Annotated in this window: 14 protein-coding genes and 2 pseudogenes; 7 read left to right on the forward strand and 9 right to left on the reverse strand. The window is 64.0% G+C overall.

What is annotated here, in order from left to right; all coding sequences use genetic code 11:
- The first annotated feature begins 173 nt into the window (after window positions 1-173).
- Window positions 174-965: a Crp/Fnr family transcriptional regulator gene (locus IVA88_RS13005; RefSeq protein ID WP_247497648.1), complete on the forward strand. Its 792-nt coding sequence runs from the start codon at window positions 174-176 to the stop codon at window positions 963-965.
- Between the two features lie 278 nt (window positions 966-1,243).
- Here IVA88_RS13005 and IVA88_RS13015 read toward each other — a convergent pair whose 3' ends face one another.
- The 3 genes and pseudogenes from IVA88_RS13015 to IVA88_RS13025 all read right to left on the reverse strand — a co-directional run bounded on the left by IVA88_RS13015 (window position 1,244) and on the right by IVA88_RS13025 (window position 2,868).
- Window positions 1,244-1,714 carry a phasin gene (locus IVA88_RS13015; protein ID WP_247497650.1) on the reverse strand — a complete coding sequence of 157 codons (471 nt, stop codon included), beginning with the start codon at window positions 1,712-1,714 and terminating at the stop codon, window positions 1,244-1,246.
- 384 nt (window positions 1,715-2,098) lie between these two features.
- A pseudogene (locus tag IVA88_RS13020) lies at window positions 2,099-2,406 on the reverse strand (hypothetical protein); the annotation flags it as partial.
- Between the two features lie 72 nt (window positions 2,407-2,478).
- The gene (locus IVA88_RS13025; protein WP_247497651.1) at window positions 2,479-2,868 is read right to left on the reverse strand and encodes a hypothetical protein; all 390 of its coding nucleotides are present in this window, start codon (window positions 2,866-2,868) and stop codon (window positions 2,479-2,481) included.
- Between the two features lie 147 nt (window positions 2,869-3,015).
- On the opposite strand from IVA88_RS13025, the gene IVA88_RS13030 reads away from it, so the two are divergent.
- Entirely contained in the window at window positions 3,016-3,525 is a 510-nt protein-coding gene (locus tag IVA88_RS13030; protein WP_247497652.1) for a GNAT family N-acetyltransferase, read from the forward strand.
- Window positions 3,526-3,590: 65 nt separating this feature from the next.
- Here the strand turns inward: IVA88_RS13030 and IVA88_RS13035 are convergent, their stop codons facing one another.
- Window positions 3,591-5,609 (reverse strand): DEAD/DEAH box helicase, encoded by a 2,019-nt coding sequence (locus tag IVA88_RS13035; RefSeq protein WP_247498011.1) that lies wholly within the window; start codon window positions 5,607-5,609, stop codon window positions 3,591-3,593.
- 465 nt (window positions 5,610-6,074) lie between these two features.
- Here IVA88_RS13035 and IVA88_RS13040 point away from each other — a divergent pair, with 465 nt between their 5' ends.
- A complete protein-coding gene (locus IVA88_RS13040) occupies window positions 6,075-6,428 on the forward strand; it encodes a cupin domain-containing protein (protein WP_247497653.1) in 354 nt (117 codons plus the stop codon).
- A 19-nt stretch (window positions 6,429-6,447) separates the two neighbouring features.
- Here the strand turns inward: IVA88_RS13040 and IVA88_RS13045 are convergent, their stop codons facing one another.
- From IVA88_RS13045 to IVA88_RS13060, 4 genes are all read right to left on the reverse strand, one after another.
- Window positions 6,448-6,960, reverse strand: a complete 513-nt coding sequence (locus IVA88_RS13045; protein ID WP_247497654.1) for a hypothetical protein — start codon at window positions 6,958-6,960, stop codon at window positions 6,448-6,450.
- A gap of 110 nt (window positions 6,961-7,070) precedes the next feature.
- Entirely contained in the window at window positions 7,071-7,499 is a 429-nt protein-coding gene (locus tag IVA88_RS13050) for a VOC family protein (protein WP_247498012.1), read from the reverse strand.
- Window positions 7,500-7,615: 116 nt separating this feature from the next.
- Window positions 7,616-8,014, reverse strand: a complete 399-nt coding sequence (locus tag IVA88_RS13055; RefSeq protein ID WP_247497655.1) for a DUF5680 domain-containing protein — start codon at window positions 8,012-8,014, stop codon at window positions 7,616-7,618.
- An 85-nt stretch (window positions 8,015-8,099) separates the two neighbouring features.
- A complete protein-coding gene (locus IVA88_RS13060) occupies window positions 8,100-9,251 on the reverse strand; it encodes a zinc-binding dehydrogenase (protein WP_247497656.1) in 1,152 nt (383 codons plus the stop codon).
- Between the two features lie 238 nt (window positions 9,252-9,489).
- Here IVA88_RS13060 and IVA88_RS13065 point away from each other — a divergent pair, with 238 nt between their 5' ends.
- From IVA88_RS13065 to IVA88_RS13080, 4 genes are all read left to right on the forward strand, one after another.
- Window positions 9,490-10,737 carry an MFS transporter gene (locus tag IVA88_RS13065; protein ID WP_256466795.1) on the forward strand — a complete coding sequence of 416 codons (1,248 nt, stop codon included), beginning with the start codon at window positions 9,490-9,492 and terminating at the stop codon, window positions 10,735-10,737.
- Window positions 10,738-10,789: 52 nt separating this feature from the next.
- The gene (locus IVA88_RS13070; protein WP_247497657.1) at window positions 10,790-11,956 is read left to right on the forward strand and encodes an MFS transporter; all 1,167 of its coding nucleotides are present in this window, start codon (window positions 10,790-10,792) and stop codon (window positions 11,954-11,956) included.
- Window positions 11,957-12,024: 68 nt separating this feature from the next.
- Entirely contained in the window at window positions 12,025-12,636 is a 612-nt protein-coding gene (locus tag IVA88_RS13075; RefSeq protein WP_247497658.1) for a PilZ domain-containing protein, read from the forward strand.
- A 330-nt stretch (window positions 12,637-12,966) separates the two neighbouring features.
- Window positions 12,967-13,593 carry a transglutaminase-like cysteine peptidase gene (locus IVA88_RS13080; RefSeq protein WP_247497659.1) on the forward strand — a complete coding sequence of 209 codons (627 nt, stop codon included), beginning with the start codon at window positions 12,967-12,969 and terminating at the stop codon, window positions 13,591-13,593.
- Between the two features lie 120 nt (window positions 13,594-13,713).
- On the opposite strand, the pseudogene IVA88_RS13085 reads toward IVA88_RS13080, so the two are convergent.
- A pseudogene (locus IVA88_RS13085) lies at window positions 13,714-15,484 on the reverse strand (CHAD domain-containing protein).
- Window positions 15,485-15,648 lie beyond the last annotated feature (164 nt).

Genomic DNA, 15,648 nt, shown 5'->3' on the forward strand with positions numbered 1-15,648 from the left:
CATCGCAGTCAGACGCGCTGGCCCCCGGCGCGCAGGCTCGCGATCCGTGATTGGAACCTTATCTGTTGAAGTGGGTTTACCCGCTTGCCGTCGCCGATGTCTGCGCGGCAACGCGGCTCGGTCGGAGGCAATGCGCTTGCTAGCCGCCGGGCCTCCGTCGAGGGGCGATTCCCGTGATGGAGCACGCGACCAGAGTTGGTAATCGCCTGTTAGCTGCGTTACCGCCGGCCGACTTCGCTTTGCTTGCACCGCATTTGCGGAAAGTACCGCTCCAGCACGACGCAGTCCTAGTCGGATCGGGCGACCGGATCGAACATCTCTACTTCCCCTGCAGCGGCGCGATCGCCCTCATCATGGAGTTGCCGAACGGACAAACGGCCGCAACCGCAGTGATCGGCAACGACGGCGCCGTCGGACTCATGACGACACTCGGGCCCGTCCGATCCCCCCTGACCGCGGTTGTCCGCGTGGCCGGGACCGCACTGCAGATCTCGCCCGCGCGATTTCACGCGATGCTCGAACGCAGTCCCGCCGTCGCAAGCGCGGTTCAGATTGTCACTAGGGCGTTGATGACGCAATTCCTGCACGTCGCGGCCTGCAATGCGCTGCACTCCGTCGAAGCGCGCCTCGCCCGCTGGCTGCTGCACATTCACGATCGGACGGATGGCGGTGACGTCCTGCCCTTGACCCAGGAGACGTTGTCGGAATTGCTCGGCGTCCGCCGTACCACGGTCACGCACGTCGTGAGTGCACTTCGAACATCAAGGGCGATCAAATCCAATCGACGCGGCCAACTCGAGATCGACAGGCAACGGCTCGAGGTCGTCGCATGCGAGTGCTACAAGGTGATGAGCCGCAGGATCGATCGGATCGTTTCGCAGGATGCATTAAGGCTCCTTCACGCCGCGCCGGCGCGGGACGGCTGCCCGCCTCCAGACTTCCCGTTCGCCAAGACCGACTCGTAAACCCAGGCCTCCTTGGCGAACCACTCGTGCGTCGCCGCGCACATCCGGCAATAGGTACGCGAAAAGAACACAGTACTGCAGCGAAACCTTTCGCCATCCATCTCGATGCCTGTCGGAATTGCGCTCCCCGTTTCCGGGCACTTGATCATCACCATACCCATCCTGATTTCCCTCCAGCTTGGCATCACCTCGCGGCAAGGCTGGCGGCCATCGGCTGAACGGCGTCTCTTCTCGCGAAGACACTCGTCCAGCCGACCCACGTGGCCGTTAGCTTCGATTCAAGCAGCCCGATGCAGAACCCGCTTGAAGCTGTTCTTGATCGGCTCGGCCGTCTCGGTCGCGACCTTCTGGGCCAGATCCCAAAGCTCCCGATTCTGGGCGGAAGCCGCTTCAAAGGTCTTGCGGCCGTGAGCGGTGGAGAGGTTCACGAGGTCCGCAAACGACTTCGCGTCTGCAAGCTGGGAGAGGAATTCCAGCGCGGAGCTGGTGTTGGTGTTGGATATTTCGATGACCTTGGTGCTGTAGTCGGCGGCACGCCTGCGGAGAGCTTCGGTGATCTCCTCGGAAGTCGCCTTCATCTGCTCGAAGTTTGCCTTGGCCCGCGTGGCGGCCGGCGCGGCGAGATCGCCGAAGATCGCCTGGATGTTGAAAAACGGTATATCGAATTTGAAGTTTTCATTTCCGTTCGCCGTCCCATTCAGCGGAGCGGCATTCGTCTCGGCTTTCACATTGGCATCACTCACGGGCATTCATCCTTTCAAGCGAAACTAGATAATGGATTGAAGACTCCCCGACGCATCCAGGTGCGTACTGCACCGGGACACCACTGCCCCTACTTTCACGCTGGTGGGATGCTGCTGCGGATATGCAGCTCTCGCCCCCTGCCGGAGGCAACTATGACCGACGAAGGTCGAAGCTTCAGTTCGCTTTCGGACTCTCAATTTGAATTAATTCGTGTCGTGCGATGCTGCGGCGCGAGCAAACTTCTGCATCTTTGAAGTTGCTGCTGTTGCATGCGCCAACCTGAGATCAGCGCACCCTGTGCACTTGCAGAATCTCGCTTTGGCGTTCGGCCTCGCCGGCCTTCCGCAATGAGACGAGCTCGTGGTTGCTGAGCGGAGGATGACCAGACATCACGCGATCTCGTCGGTCCAGACCTTGAAGCTAATCAGCCTGTTCGGGCCAAAAGTCTGCGTGATCGGAACGTCGCAGGCATCGCGCCGAGCCTGGATGCGTCTTCTCGAACAACTTGCAAGCGGTCCCCGAAAGCGGGTCGGTCTCGCAGGAGCGGCTGCCGAGCGGATAGCCCAGCGTATCGGACGGCAGCTCTTCGCTACTGTGTTGAACGGCCGAGGCCGGCGTCGGGCAGACCGCTGTCGCGAACGACGCCGTCCGCCGCAAGGGGCATGCGGCCGGCCGGCGACCTCCCCCCGCGAGCGCACGCTGGCGGGAGAGGTGAAGCGAGCACGCGGTCCGGTCGATCTAACCCACCGGTCCCTGCGTTAGCGTTCCATCACGGCATCGCCAGATGCCAGGCGCCGTTCAGAAAGCCGTCGCCGGTGATGTCGCCGGGCTTGGTATCCTTGGCGAAGGTGTAGAGCGGCTTGCCCTTGTAGGCCCACTGCTTCGAGCCGTCGTCGCGCGTGATGACGGTGTAGCCGTCGGCGGCGGCATCGCTCGCCTCGGCCTTCAGCACCGGCCAGTTGGTCGCACACGGACCGTTGCAGGCCGACTTGCCGTCCGCGTCCTTGTCGAAAGTATAGAGCGACATGCCCTTGGCGTCGGTGAGCACGTTGCCCTTGTCGGTCTTGCCGGTCTTGGCCGGCGATGCGGCGAATGCTGCGGGGACGATCGCGAGCGATATCGCGAGCGTGAGCGCGAGGCGGATCGAGGATGTCGTCATGGTCTCTCCTGTCATGCAATAGGCTTGCATGGGGTAGGACGCCACGCGAGCCGTCGTATTCCTGAGATGGCGGCAAAGATATTTTTCGCTGCACGCAGTGTCGCATCGGAATAAACTGGGATGATTGAGACGGAACGACGGACCGACATGAGCAAGCCGCATTGGCGTCCCGCGCGCGCCTCCGACCTGCCGGCGATCAGCGCGATCGCAGCCCGCATCCACCCCAACCTGCCTGAACGCCCCGAGGTGTTCGCGGAAAAGATGCGACTCTATCCCGATGGCTGCCGCGTGCTTGCCGCGGACGAGAGGATCGTCGGCTACGGCCTAGCGCATCTCTGGACCCAGCACCGGATTCCGCCGCTCGACGGCTTCCTCGAACATTTGCCCGGCGATGCGGATTGCCTCTATTTGCACGACGTCGCGGTGCTGCCCGACCTTCGCGGCGGCGTCGCGCGCGACTATGTCGTGGCGATCGAGGATCTCGCACGCGACTCGGGGATCGCAACGCTCGCACTGGTGTCGGTCTACGCCACGCGGCCGCTGTGGGAGCATCTCGGCTTTCGGCCCGTCACGGCGGATGTGGAGCTGCGGGCAAAGCTCGCATCCTACGGCGACGGCGCGACCTACATGCTGCGCGGCCTCGCTGCTCACGCCTGATTTCGGAGAGATGCCGCCGGTGCAGTTCGGCGGCATCATGGCTGTCTGCGCCCGTACAACGGCAATCAGGCGCGATGCTTCTTGTTCGTCTTCGGCTTTTTTCCGGGTGCGCCCTTCCCAGGCCACGAAGTCACCGAAGGCTCCGCGTGGCCCGCCTTGTTCTTGTGCTTCTTTTTCTTTGCGAAGGAAGGAGCATCGTCGAATTTCGGCCCGCGCTCGCCCGGCGCCTTGTCGTATGGCTTGCCGTGTGGTTTTCCGAGTGGTTTTTCTTGCGACTTGAACCCACCCGGCTCGCGCGGGCGATCGCCCTGACGTTCACGATGGTCGCTGTCGCCGCTCTCGCGCCGCGGCGCGTGGGACCGCTCTTCCAAAGGCGCCTGCCGCTGCGACGCATCCGCCATCGACTCGATGCGGATGTTGTCTTCCTTGTCCGGACGCTTGATCTTGGCGGCGAAGGATTCCACGACCCGCTCGGAAATCTCGAACTCGGTCGTGGTGTCCATGATCTTGATAGCGCCGATATCGTTCTTGTCGATGCCGCCACGGCGGCAGATCATCGGCAAAAGCCAGCGCGCTTCCGCGTTCTTTTTTCGTCCGATGTTGGCCCGGAACCAGACGCTGCCGTCCGTCATGCCATGTTTCGACGACGATTTTCCCGATTTGGGTCGAGCCCTTTCGGGGCGATCATCGCCGCGCGAAGTGCGGACATCGTCGCGCGGCGTACGAAAATCGTCGCGCGGCGTGCGGGCATCGTTGCGACCGCGATCATCGCGCGGCCGGCTGCTGCGCTCGCCGGGATCCATGATGTCTTCGGGCGACGGCAGCCGCGCGCGATAGAGCCGCGCAAGCGACGCGGCGATCTCCTCGGCCGACCGCTCGGCGAGCAACGCCTGCGCCAGCGCCAGATCGTCGGCGGTCGTCTCCTCGGTGAACAACGCGTCCTTCATGCGCTCGTGATCGAGCTTGCGGATCTCGTCCGGTTGCGGCGCCGTCCCCCAGACCGCGTCGATCCCCGAGAGATTCAGCAGCATTTCCGCACGCCGCCGTCGCACGGGAGGCACCAGCAGGATACTCGTCCCCTTGCGACCCGCGCGGCCGGTACGGCCCGAGCGATGCTGCATGACTTCGGCGTCGTTGGGCAGGTCGGCATGAATGACGAGGTCGAGGCTCGGCAGATCGATGCCGCGGGCGGCGACGTCGGTCGCCACGCAGACGCGGGCGCGCCCGTCCCGCAGCGACTGCAGCGCCGTGGTTCGCTCGTTCTGCGTCAATTCGCCTGATAGCGCGACCACCGAGAAGCCGCGCTCCAGCAGCGCCGCCTGCAAATGCCTGACGTGATCGCGCGTGCTGCAGAAGACCAGAGCGCTCGGCGCCTCGTAGAAGCGCAACACGTTGACGACCGCGTGCTCGGCATCGCCGGGCGCGATGCGGATCGCGCGGTACTCGATATCGGCGTGACCGCCTTCGTCGCCGGCGACCTCGATCCGGAACGCCTGCTGCTGATACTGCTTGGCCAGCGCGACGATGCCGCGCGGGAACGTGGCCGAGAACATCAGGGTGCGGCGCGTGTCGGGCGTCGTCTTGAGGATGAACTCCATGTCCTCGCGAAAGCCGAGATTGAGCATCTCGTCGGCTTCGTCGAGCACGACTACTTTCAATTCCGAGATGTCGAGACGGCCGCGGCGCAAATGATCGCACAAACGGCCGGGCGTGCCGACGACGATGTGAGAGCCGGCGGCAAGCTCGCGCTGCTCGCGCCGCGGATCCATGCCGCCGACGCAGGAGACGACGCGCCCGTTCGCATGTTCATACAGCCAGGCAAGTTCGCGATGGACCTGCAAAGCGAGTTCGCGGGTCGGCGCCACGATCAGTGCGAGCGGTGCGCCCGCTCGCTCGAACCGCTCGGCGCTTTCGAGCAAATTCTTGGCCATGGCGAGTCCATAGGCCAGGGTCTTGCCGGACCCGGTCTGGGCCGAAACCAGCAGGTCGCGGTCAGCGGCCTCGTCGGTGAGCACGGCGAGCTGAACGGGGGTGGGACGGTCGTAGTTGCGCTCGGCCAAAGCTCGGGCGAGCGGCGGACTCATGGTCGGAAAAGACACGGGATAAACCTTGGTTGGTCCAGGCGCGGAACGTCGAGCCGCGCGACCTGAAGCTGCGTAGGCGGCAAATGGTCCAGCCGCACGCGTGGTGATTTGATTTGCACGCTCTTTACGCCAAACGCGGGCAAATCACCATGCCTATGACGCATGGCTTTGGTGATGCCGAGAATAAGCTTACTGGCCAATCCAACCCACTATATCCAGCGTTTTCGGGCCGTTTTGCTGCATATAGCGGGGTTTTGCCCCGAAGCAGCAGATTTTTGCGACCACCTGGCTCAAATTGCGCGCATTAGGCGTGCTGGGATGGGCACATGACCTCTCCAAGTCGAGCGGCGTGTGTGGCGACTGCACGCCTTGCGTCGAGATCACAGCCATCGAAACGCAAGTCTTGTCGCGGCAGCACGCCGATCCCAAATCGTAGCCCACGAGATAGCAGAATAAGGATGACACATGGCCGACGGCATATCGCTTGCCGACAAGCTCGCGACCTTCCAGGATTTCTGGTCGCCGCGCACGATCACGACCTTCAACGATTGCGACGTGATGGTGGTAAAGGTGAAGGGAGAGTTCACCTGGCACAAGCACGAGGACACCGACGATTTCTTTCTCGTCCTGAAAGGCCGTTTGGACATCGAATTGCGGGATCGCACGGTGACGCTTGGTCCGGGCGAACTCTATGTTGTGCCCAAAGGCGTTGAGCATCGCCCGGTGGCACGCGAGAAGGTTCATCTCCTGCTCATCGAGCCGACCGGCACGCCGAACACGGGCGACAAGGCCACCGCCGCGGCTCGCAAGCTCGCATAAAGGGCAATTCGCTCGGCGCCTAATCCCTGGAGGCGGCCAGCTTGCTGAAGCCGCCGACCAGCCTTGCTCTTGCGCGCACAAGAGTGTCCCTGGCCGCGCGGCTCAGTGCGCGGATGGCACGCCAGGCGTCGGTGGCCTGCAGCCACGCCTTCACTTCGGAGTACTTGCCGTACGCCCAGGCAAAAGCCGGAATCCGCATCAGCTTGTCACGCGTGAGCTGAAATAGGCGCTCGACCAGCACGAGCTTGAGCAGTTCACCGACCATGAACGTCACAGCACCGCTCACGACCTGCCCCGTTGCGGCAAGGTAGGCCGCCACGGGCTTGATCGGCTCCAGGATAATGACGGGTACGGAAAACAAGGCGAGCGAGCAATAAGGCGACAGCGATCGGATCCAGCCGCGCAATCGTCTGAAGTCGAAATGCCGCTCGATCCAGCGCGAGATTGGTTTCGCTACGGCCATGAAGACCGCATCCACCAGGAAGTAGATGGTGGCCGCGATGTAAGTGACCGGCTTCAAAATTCGCTTCACGATCGTCTCCTACGAACTGAAAGCCGGAACCGGGGCCTAAGTTTCACCCCGGCGTGAATAACTCGCGGATTTTCAGTGGAACTTTTCGTGCACAGCCCGTCCGCCGCGTCTCAGATTTCCGCATACACCTCCAAAAGATTGCCGTCGGGATCGCGAAAGAACAGCGTCCGGTGCCCAAACGACTGGTTCGTCGGCGGCGACAGCAGCGCAACACCGTGCCGTACGAGCTCGTCCGCGCACGCATCGACCTCGGCTGCGGAGACCTTGAATGCCAGTTGCAGCGCGGCGCTGCCCGCTGGCGTCGGCGCATCGGCTGCGGTCCGGCCCGGTTTTGCGAGAGCCAGCGTGTTGCTGCCCAAGCCGTACTCGATCCAGTTCGGCGACAACTCTCGCAGCAGCGGAAAAGCGAGGACGTCCTCGTAGAAGCGGCGCATCGAGGTCATGTCACGCACGAAGATGACGGTGTAGTCGATCGCACGAATGGCGCTGAAGGGCGAGCGCGGGCGTCGGTCTGGTTCGGTTGTGTGTTCTTGCATCATGGTGTCTTCATTCCAAACGCCGGTAGCCAGCATGAGCGAAGCGACATGCGGGAAAGCTTCCTCCACAAGCACTCCCGGATATCGCTTCGCTCATCCGCGCTAAAAAGGTTCGCAAATTATCGCAGCAGGCCGCCACTATAGCGCAGCTCGTAAAGCAGCGCGCCATTCCGTCGCGCAATCGTCTCGATGCCGTGGAAGCGATCGAGCGAGCCTTCGGGCTCGTTGCGGTAGATCATGTCGGCCTGCTCGAGCAGGCGCGGTCCGCGATAGGGCTCCTCGGCACGGACGGCCAGCAGCGCCTGGCGCAGAAATTTGTAGATCGCGAGGAAGGTGCCTCGATCCGTGATCTCCGCGCCGGCGCCGCCGCTGTAGCTCATCGACCAGATGGCGCGGTCATCCCGGGATACGGTCTCCTGCCCGACGAAGAACCCCATCCCGAAATAGATATCGCGATAGGCATAAGCCGGCGCGCGATGCTCCAGCTGCCTGGAGCCGGCGAGCAGTGGCGTGGCCACGGTGGCGTCGTCGTCCAGGCCTGCAGGTGCGGCGCTTGGCTTCGACCAGAAACGCTGCGAGATCGTGCGGGATTGATGCCATCCCCTACTCCACCAATTCCGGCCACGGCACGATCGTCGACTTCACCGTCTTCATCGCCATGGCGTCCCTGACCGCCTGCGCGACACCCGCTTCGGTGAACGGATAGATCGTCTGCATCTTCAGCCAGGGATATTTGCCTGCCGTGCGATAGAGCATGTCGACGCCGAGCGGCAGATCATTGCCGGTAAAGCCCCAGGATCCCAGCACATTGAGATCCTTGGTGCAGATGCGGTGCCATGAGGTCTCGATCGAGCCGGCGTCGGTGAACTGTCCCATCTCGACATAGGTGCCGCCGTCGCGCAGCATCTCGATGCCTTCGGGGCCGGCGCTCGGATGGCCCGAGCAATCCATCACCAGATCGGCGCCGAAACCGCCGACGATCTCGCGCACGCGCGCGATGCGATCTTGCGGCGATTTGATCTCCTCGATGTTGACAGTCGCCTCGGCACCGAACTCGCGCGCGAGCTTGAGCCGCGGCTGCTCCGGCGCACCGACGCAGATGACGCGCCCTGCCCCCATCTCCTGCGCGGCGGCGACCGCGAGAATGCCGATCGGGCCCGAGCCCTGGATCACCACCGTGTCGCCCCAGGAAAAACCGCCGGCGCGGCTGGCGCGATTGAAGGCGCGGATGCAGGAGGTCAGCGGCTCCGACAGCGCCCCCAGCCGCAGCGACATGTCGTCGGGCAGCTTGTAGATCTTGGTGCCCGGCAGCATGTCGAGATCGACATAGACATATTCGGCCCAGCCGCCCCACATGTGAGGCGCCTTGTCGAAGCCGAGATAGCGGCCGTAATAGACCGGCGTCAGGCACTTGTTGGCGGTTTGCGGATAGTGGATGCAATAATAGCAGCGGCCGCAGGGCATCAGCGGCGGGATCATCACTTTCGAGCCGACCGTGAGCGGCTTGCTCATGAAGTCCTCGGTGAATTCGACGCCGCATTCGACGATGATTCCGCCGAGCTCATGGCCCAGCGTGAACGGCCACGGCAACGGCTTCGGCCAATGTCCCTTCAGGATGTGCAGATCGGTGCCGCAGACGCCGCACGCACCGACCTTGATCAGCGCGGCCTTTTTGCCGACCTTTGGCCATGACACGCTGCGGATGACAGGCTCGCTGCCCGGTCCCGCGTGGGTGCAGACGCGAATCTGGTCCATGGCTGTTTCCTCGCTGCCCGTCTGTTGTGATTGAGTGGCGCGGGCTGAAGGGAAGCGTATGTGAGATGCGTCGGCGTGCCAAGCCGCGGCTCGTACCCCCGCATGAGCAAAGCGATATGCGGGGCAGCGTTCCCGGATGTCGCTTCGCTCATCCGGACTACCCGCCCCACACACCCAAGTGTCTTGAGCGGCCGGCGGCGAACGTGTAAGGCCCCAAGAGTCCCACCCAGGTGCCCCCTTGAATCCCCTCCCCCAAAATCCCGTCGTCGCGTCCGGCTCGTTCGCGGCGATGAGGTCCGTGCCGTACCGGCTCCAGTTCATGGCTTACGTGCTGGCGATGATGGCGGACAATATCGAGCACGTGATCAGCTATTGGGTGGTGTTCCAGAAATTCCATTCGCCGGCGCTGGCGGGCTTTGCCGTGCTGTCGCATTGGCTGCCGTTCCTATTGTTCTCGGTCGCGGTCGGCGGGCTCGCCGACCGGTTCGATCCGCGCCGCATCATCCAGTGCGGCATGCTGCTGTTCATCGTGGCCTCGAGCGGATGGGGCTTCTTCTTCATCACCGATACGATCCAGATGTGGCACGCCATGCTGCTGCTGGTGATCCACGGCTGCGCCGGCGTGTTGTGGCAGACGCCGAACCAGCTCCTGCTCTACGACCTCGTCGGTCCCGGCGATCTTCCGAGCGCGGTGCGGCTGAACGCGATGGCACGCTATCTCGGCATTTTGGTCGGGCCTGCCGTCGGCGGCATCATCATGCTCACGCTCGGCACCTCGCATGGCATCATCTTCAACACGCTGTTCTATCTGCCCATGCTGCTGTGGCTGTTCTGGGCGCCGGTGCGCGACAACAGCGTGGCCGTGCGGCGCTTCGCCGTGCGCGGCCTTGCCGACATCATGCTGACCATCCGCGCCATCGGCACGCAGCCGGTGCTGACGGCGATGACATGGCTTGCCGGTCTCACCTCCTTCATGATCGGCAATGCCTATCACGCCCAGATGCCGGGCTATGCCGGCGATCTCGGCCATGGCGATCCCGGCGTCTCCTACAGCGTGCTGCTCGCGGCCGATGCCGGCGGTGCGCTGCTGGCCGGCATTGCGCTGGAATCCTGGGGACGCCTCAAGGGAACGCCGCGCACTGCGATCATTCTCGCGATGCTCTGGAGCGTGGCGCTGCTCGGCTTTGCTGTGATGCGGATCTATCCGGTCGCGATCGTGCTGCTGTTCCTTGCGGGCTTCTTCGAGCTGTCGTTCAACACCATGGCGCAGGCCTTGGTGCAGCTGAACGCGCCGCCCGACATCCGCGGCCGCGTCGTCGGCCTCTACAACATGGCAGGGCTCGGCATGCGGGCCTTCAGCGGCATCACCGTCGGACTGTTCGGCGCGGCGATCGGCATCCACTGGTCGCTGGGGCTGTCGGCAGCGGTGCTGCTGGCGCTGCTGTGTCTGCTCTATCAGCGCGCGACAAGGAAGGCGGCCGGTTGACTCTCGTCCCGCCCCACCGCACCTTCGAAAGAGGGCTTGGGGAGATGAGGCATTGCGCAATCGCTGGGGCATTCTTGCGATCCTGTTCGTCGTGCGCCTCACCATCGCGTTCCAGTTCCAGAGCGTGGCCGCGGTCGCGCCGCTGCTGCAACAGAGTTTTGGCGTCGGGCTCGCCGATATCGGCATCCTGATCGGGCTCTATTTCACGCCGGGCATCGTGCTGGCGCTGCCGGGCGGCGCGATTGGCCGGACCCTTGGCGACAAGCCCACCACGATCGTAGCGCTGCTGCTGATGACGGCGGGCAGCCTTGTCATGGCCACGACCGACGTCTGGGGCTGGCAGCTGGCGCGCCGGCTCGCCTCCGGCGCCGGCGGCGTGCTGCTGACCGTGCAGCTCACCAAGATGGGCACCGACTGGTTTGCGGGTAAGGAGATCGCCACCGCGATGGCCATCTTCGTCAACTCCTGGCCGGCGAGCGTTGCGATCTCGCTCCTGGTGCTGCCGGCGATCGGCACCGCCTATGGCGCGGGCGCCGTGTTCCTCGCGGCCGGCGCGCTGACCGCGATCGGCATTGTGCTGATCACGCTCTACCGGCCGCCGCCGGGAGCAACCGCCAGCGCGGCCGGCTCCGGGCAGCTCGATCCGCTCGCTCTCTTGGCGGTGATCGTCGCAGGCGCGATCTGGGGCCTCTATAATGTCGGCTTCGCCATGATCTTCTCGTTCGGCCCGTCGCTGCTCGCCGAGCGCGGCTGGAGCATCGCCGCGGCGGGATCGGCGATCAGCCTCGTGATGTGGCTGTCGGTGATCTCGGTGCCGGCAGGCGGCTATCTCGCCGATCGCTTCAAGCGGCCCTTCGTGCTGGCGATCGCAGCCAGCCTCGTGGTTGCCGGGCTGCTGGCCTGGCTGACCCGGTCCGACGCCGTGATCACGATCCTCGTCCTGATCGGCCTGATCGGCGGCCATCCAGCCGGCCCGATCATGAGCCTGACCGCCCGCGTGCTCGTGCCGGAAACGAGGGCAATCGGGATGGGCGTGTTCTACACTCTCTTCTATGCCGCGATGATGCTGGGACCGGCGGTGGCAGGCCGGCTCGCCAAATCGGCCGGCACTGCCGCGGTCGCGCTCGACCTCGGCGCGCTGACGGTGCTGGCCTGCCCGCCACTGATGTGGCTTTTCGAACGCATTGTGTCTGTTCGTCATCGCCGCGCCCGATCCTAACGCGGCATTAACCCTGTGCACCTTAGGGTCGTCCCGGACTCCGCCAGGCGGGGGGTCGGGTTGTGAAAATGGCGTTGGCGAACAAAAAATTTCTTCCGGCCGCCGAGGAACGTCGGCGTTTCCAGCGGGTGAAGGTTCACCTGCTCGGCCGCTACATGCTGCCGGACCGCCGTGAATTCCCCTGCCAGGTGATCAACATGTCGCCGGGAGGGCTGGCACTGCTGGCCCCCGGCATCGGCAATGTCGGCGACCGCGTGGTCGCCTATCTCGACCATATCGGCCGTGTCGAGGGCAAGATCACCCGCATCATCGACAATGGCTTCGCCATGACGGTCGGTGCGACGCCGCGAAAGCGTGACAAGCTCGCGGCACAGCTGACCTGGCTCGCCAACCGCGACATCCTCAATTTGCCGGAAGACCGCCGCCACGACCGTATCGTGCCGCGCAACCCGATCGCGGTGCTGACGCTCGAGGACGGCACCAAGATGACCTGCCGCATCATCGACCTCTCGCTGTCGGGCGCGGCGATTGCCGCCGAGAACCGCCCCCCGCTGAAATCGACGGTTCTGCTCGGCCGGGTCCAGGGCCGCGTGGTCCGAAACCTCGAAGACGGCTTCGCCCTCGAGTTCACGCACTCGCAGCCGATCGAGACTCTCGAAGAGAGCGTTACCGCGCGGTAAAGCGCGAGGGCGCCAAAACCACTGTATTTCAAGCCTGAAGGCGGCCTCCGCGATGCGGACGCTGCCTTTTTCATGGGTCATGACGAGCCTCGTGCGGGTTAACGCGGGGGCTGCGGGCGCGTGCAAACACCGGTTCCGTCAGCATTTCCGCGTTAATCGATAAAATTTGAATCAATTCCAGTCGTATCGAATTTTATTCGATTTTGACTCAAGTATAGATCGAATTCGCGGCGCCTTTTACTTGTATTCGACTCGACTTGACTTGGCTGACTTAGCGGCAACTCAAAAGCTCCCTGCGCAAGGTGGTCCCAACAAGAAACGGGGGCCGCAATGTTTGATTTCAGGGGACAGGGGAAGGGAATGGCGCTGGCCGCCATGCTCTTCGGGATGAGCGCGGCAGCGCAGGCCGGCGAAGGCCGTCTGCTCTACGCAAGTCTCGGCGACACCACCCGCGCGCCGATCGGCTGGGTCGAGTTCTGTGCGGATAATGCCGCTCAGTGCCAGGGCGCGCCAACGCAACCGCGCGACATCGTGATGTCGCAGGCTGCATGGCGCGACCTCGTCAAGGTCAATCGCTGGGTCAACGAGACCGTCAAGCCTTTGACCGACCAGGAGCACTGGGGCGTGATCGAAAAGTGGTCGCTGCCGTCGGACGGTTACGGCGACTGTGAAGACTACGTGCTGTTGAAGCGCAAGATGCTGATCGATGCCGGATGGCCGCGCGAGGCCCTGCTCATCACCGTCGTGCGCGACAAGAAGGGCGAAGGACACGCGGTGCTGACGGTGAAGACCGACAAGGGCGAGTTCGTTCTCGACAATCAGAACGAGAACGTCGTTGCCTGGACAGAGACCGGCTACCGCTTCGTCAAGCGCCAGTCGCAGAGCGATCCCAACGTCTGGGTCTCGCTCGGCGATACCAGGCCGGCGGTCTCCACCGCCAGCGCCAGAGATCAGTAGAGACAAAGGAAAGAGATACGCGGCCCGGTCACATCCCCACCCCTCCCCGTCCCAGACCGGTTCGCGCGCGGCCAGCCATCCCCCAATGGCTGGCCGCAACTTTTTTGGGATGCGCTTCGTTCAATCCTGCTGCGTCTGCCGCGACCAGGGCACGCGTGCGGCGGTGAAATCGCGCCATGCGCTTTGCAAGGCGGGCTGCACCCCGACCGACGCGCGCGCCTGCCAGCCGGCGACCGCCGCCGCGGCGATGGCGCAGTCAGGCTCGGCACCGAGCCGTTCGAGCAATGATGCGGTGACCGCGATGTCATTGAAGGCGCCGAGCTGCTCCTGCAAGCCGGCGAGCCTGCGCGATAATTTTCGCGCGGATTTGCGGTTCTCGTAGAGCGGCAGCAGGAACTCGCCAAGATAGCGCAGCCGCTTGGTCGCCAGCCGCAGCCGGTGCAGATCTTCCGCCGAAAGCGACTTGAAGCGGCGGCCGCGCTTGAGCACCTTCGCATATTGCTCCGACAGAATGCGCTGCGCGAAATTGACGGCGGGCTCGGCGAACCGGCCGAGGACTTCGGCGGCGACGTCATTGCGCCAGCCCCGCGTCTCGCCCCAGTTTCCAAGGTCTATGAGGAACGCGGCGCAGCGGCGATCGTCGAGCGCGCCATGCGCCTTGCGATAGGCGTCCGACTGACGCACGGCCGCAGCCCGGCCCAGCGCATCGAAGCCCGCCACCGCCGGACAGGCCTTTGCGATCGTCGGCAAGGTCTCGAGCCGGAACACGTCCCAGTCACGCGCGGCGGAGAGGTGTTGCGCCAGCCATCTCGCTTCCGACCGCAGCGCATCGAGATTGCTGAGCGCTCCCACTGATCGCATCAGATCGAGCGCCGATCGAAGCCGGCGCAGCGAGACGCGCAGCTGGTGCACGCCTTCCGGATTGCGGCCGTCCTCGGCCGCCGGCAGCGATTGAAGCAAATGGAGGAAGCAGGCGCGCAGGATCGTCGCGAAGGCATCTTCAAGCGTGACCGACGCATCGAGGCGAAGTTTTCGCGGCCGTCGCGCCGATGGCGGCTTGTCGGCGGCAAGATCGAAACCGCGCGCCGATTTGGTGCGGATCGACGGCTTCACCGCCCCGTGCTCGGCAAGCCGCAGCGCGATCTCGTAGATCGTGCCGGCGCTGCCGCTCTTGAGCTCCAGCTCGATCTCGCTCACCTGCAACGTCCGGTCACCGGCCGTGAGGATGCCCTGGTCGAAGGCGATTTCGACCGTGCCGGACGGCAGGTCAACCATCCGCGCATGACGATGAACGTCGGCCGTGAAAACCGCTTCGAGCGACTGTGCTTCGAGCTCGCGACGAAGCTGCTCCGGAATGAAGGGCAGAGCCAAAGCCAGATCAGGCGCAAGCGACGGCACCCTCGCCTCCCACTCTCCGCGGCGCAGCGGGTCGTCCGCGGCATCGGTCTTGACCGTCTGCACGAAGCACGCACCGCTCTGACGAACGCGCAAGCTCAAGCCGTTGCGACGCAATGTCCGCTCCGGCGTGTCATAATAGACGGACTTGAGATGCTTGCGCGTGCCCTTGTTGCGCGCGTTCGCCGCGACGACGGGCGCAGCGTTGAAATGCGGCATGCGTTCGGGACCGACGAGCAGTTTAAGCTCGATTTCGCCGGCGGGATGCGCGGCAGCGTTCGACTGGGTTGGCGCCGGTACAGGCGTCGCCTTTTGCGATGGCGTCTGGTCGATCACAGCGGCCTCGATGATCGAAGGTTCCGCGCCGGGTTCGGCCGGTTCACTTTGCCTGAGGAAAGCCTGCGACGTATTGCGTTCTCTTGTTGTCGTTCGGGACAGGATTCCCATCCGGCGCGCTCGGAGTCTCGCGGGCCTGCGCTGCGTCTGACCTCAGCATTTAAGGTAACATGACAACTCGATGACAGAGCCACAGCATATAGCCAGTGCAGCCCGCGAGGAATAGTCACGTTAAGCCGCACCGCACGATCTGGCGCTGGACATGTGAGCTGGCGACCCGAGAACTGCGATGTTGACTGGTCCGGCGTTCCGCCATTGGGTAGC

The sequence above is a fragment of the Bradyrhizobium sp. 149 genome (assembly GCF_023073915.1).
Lineage (GTDB): Bacteria > Pseudomonadota > Alphaproteobacteria > Rhizobiales > Xanthobacteraceae > Bradyrhizobium.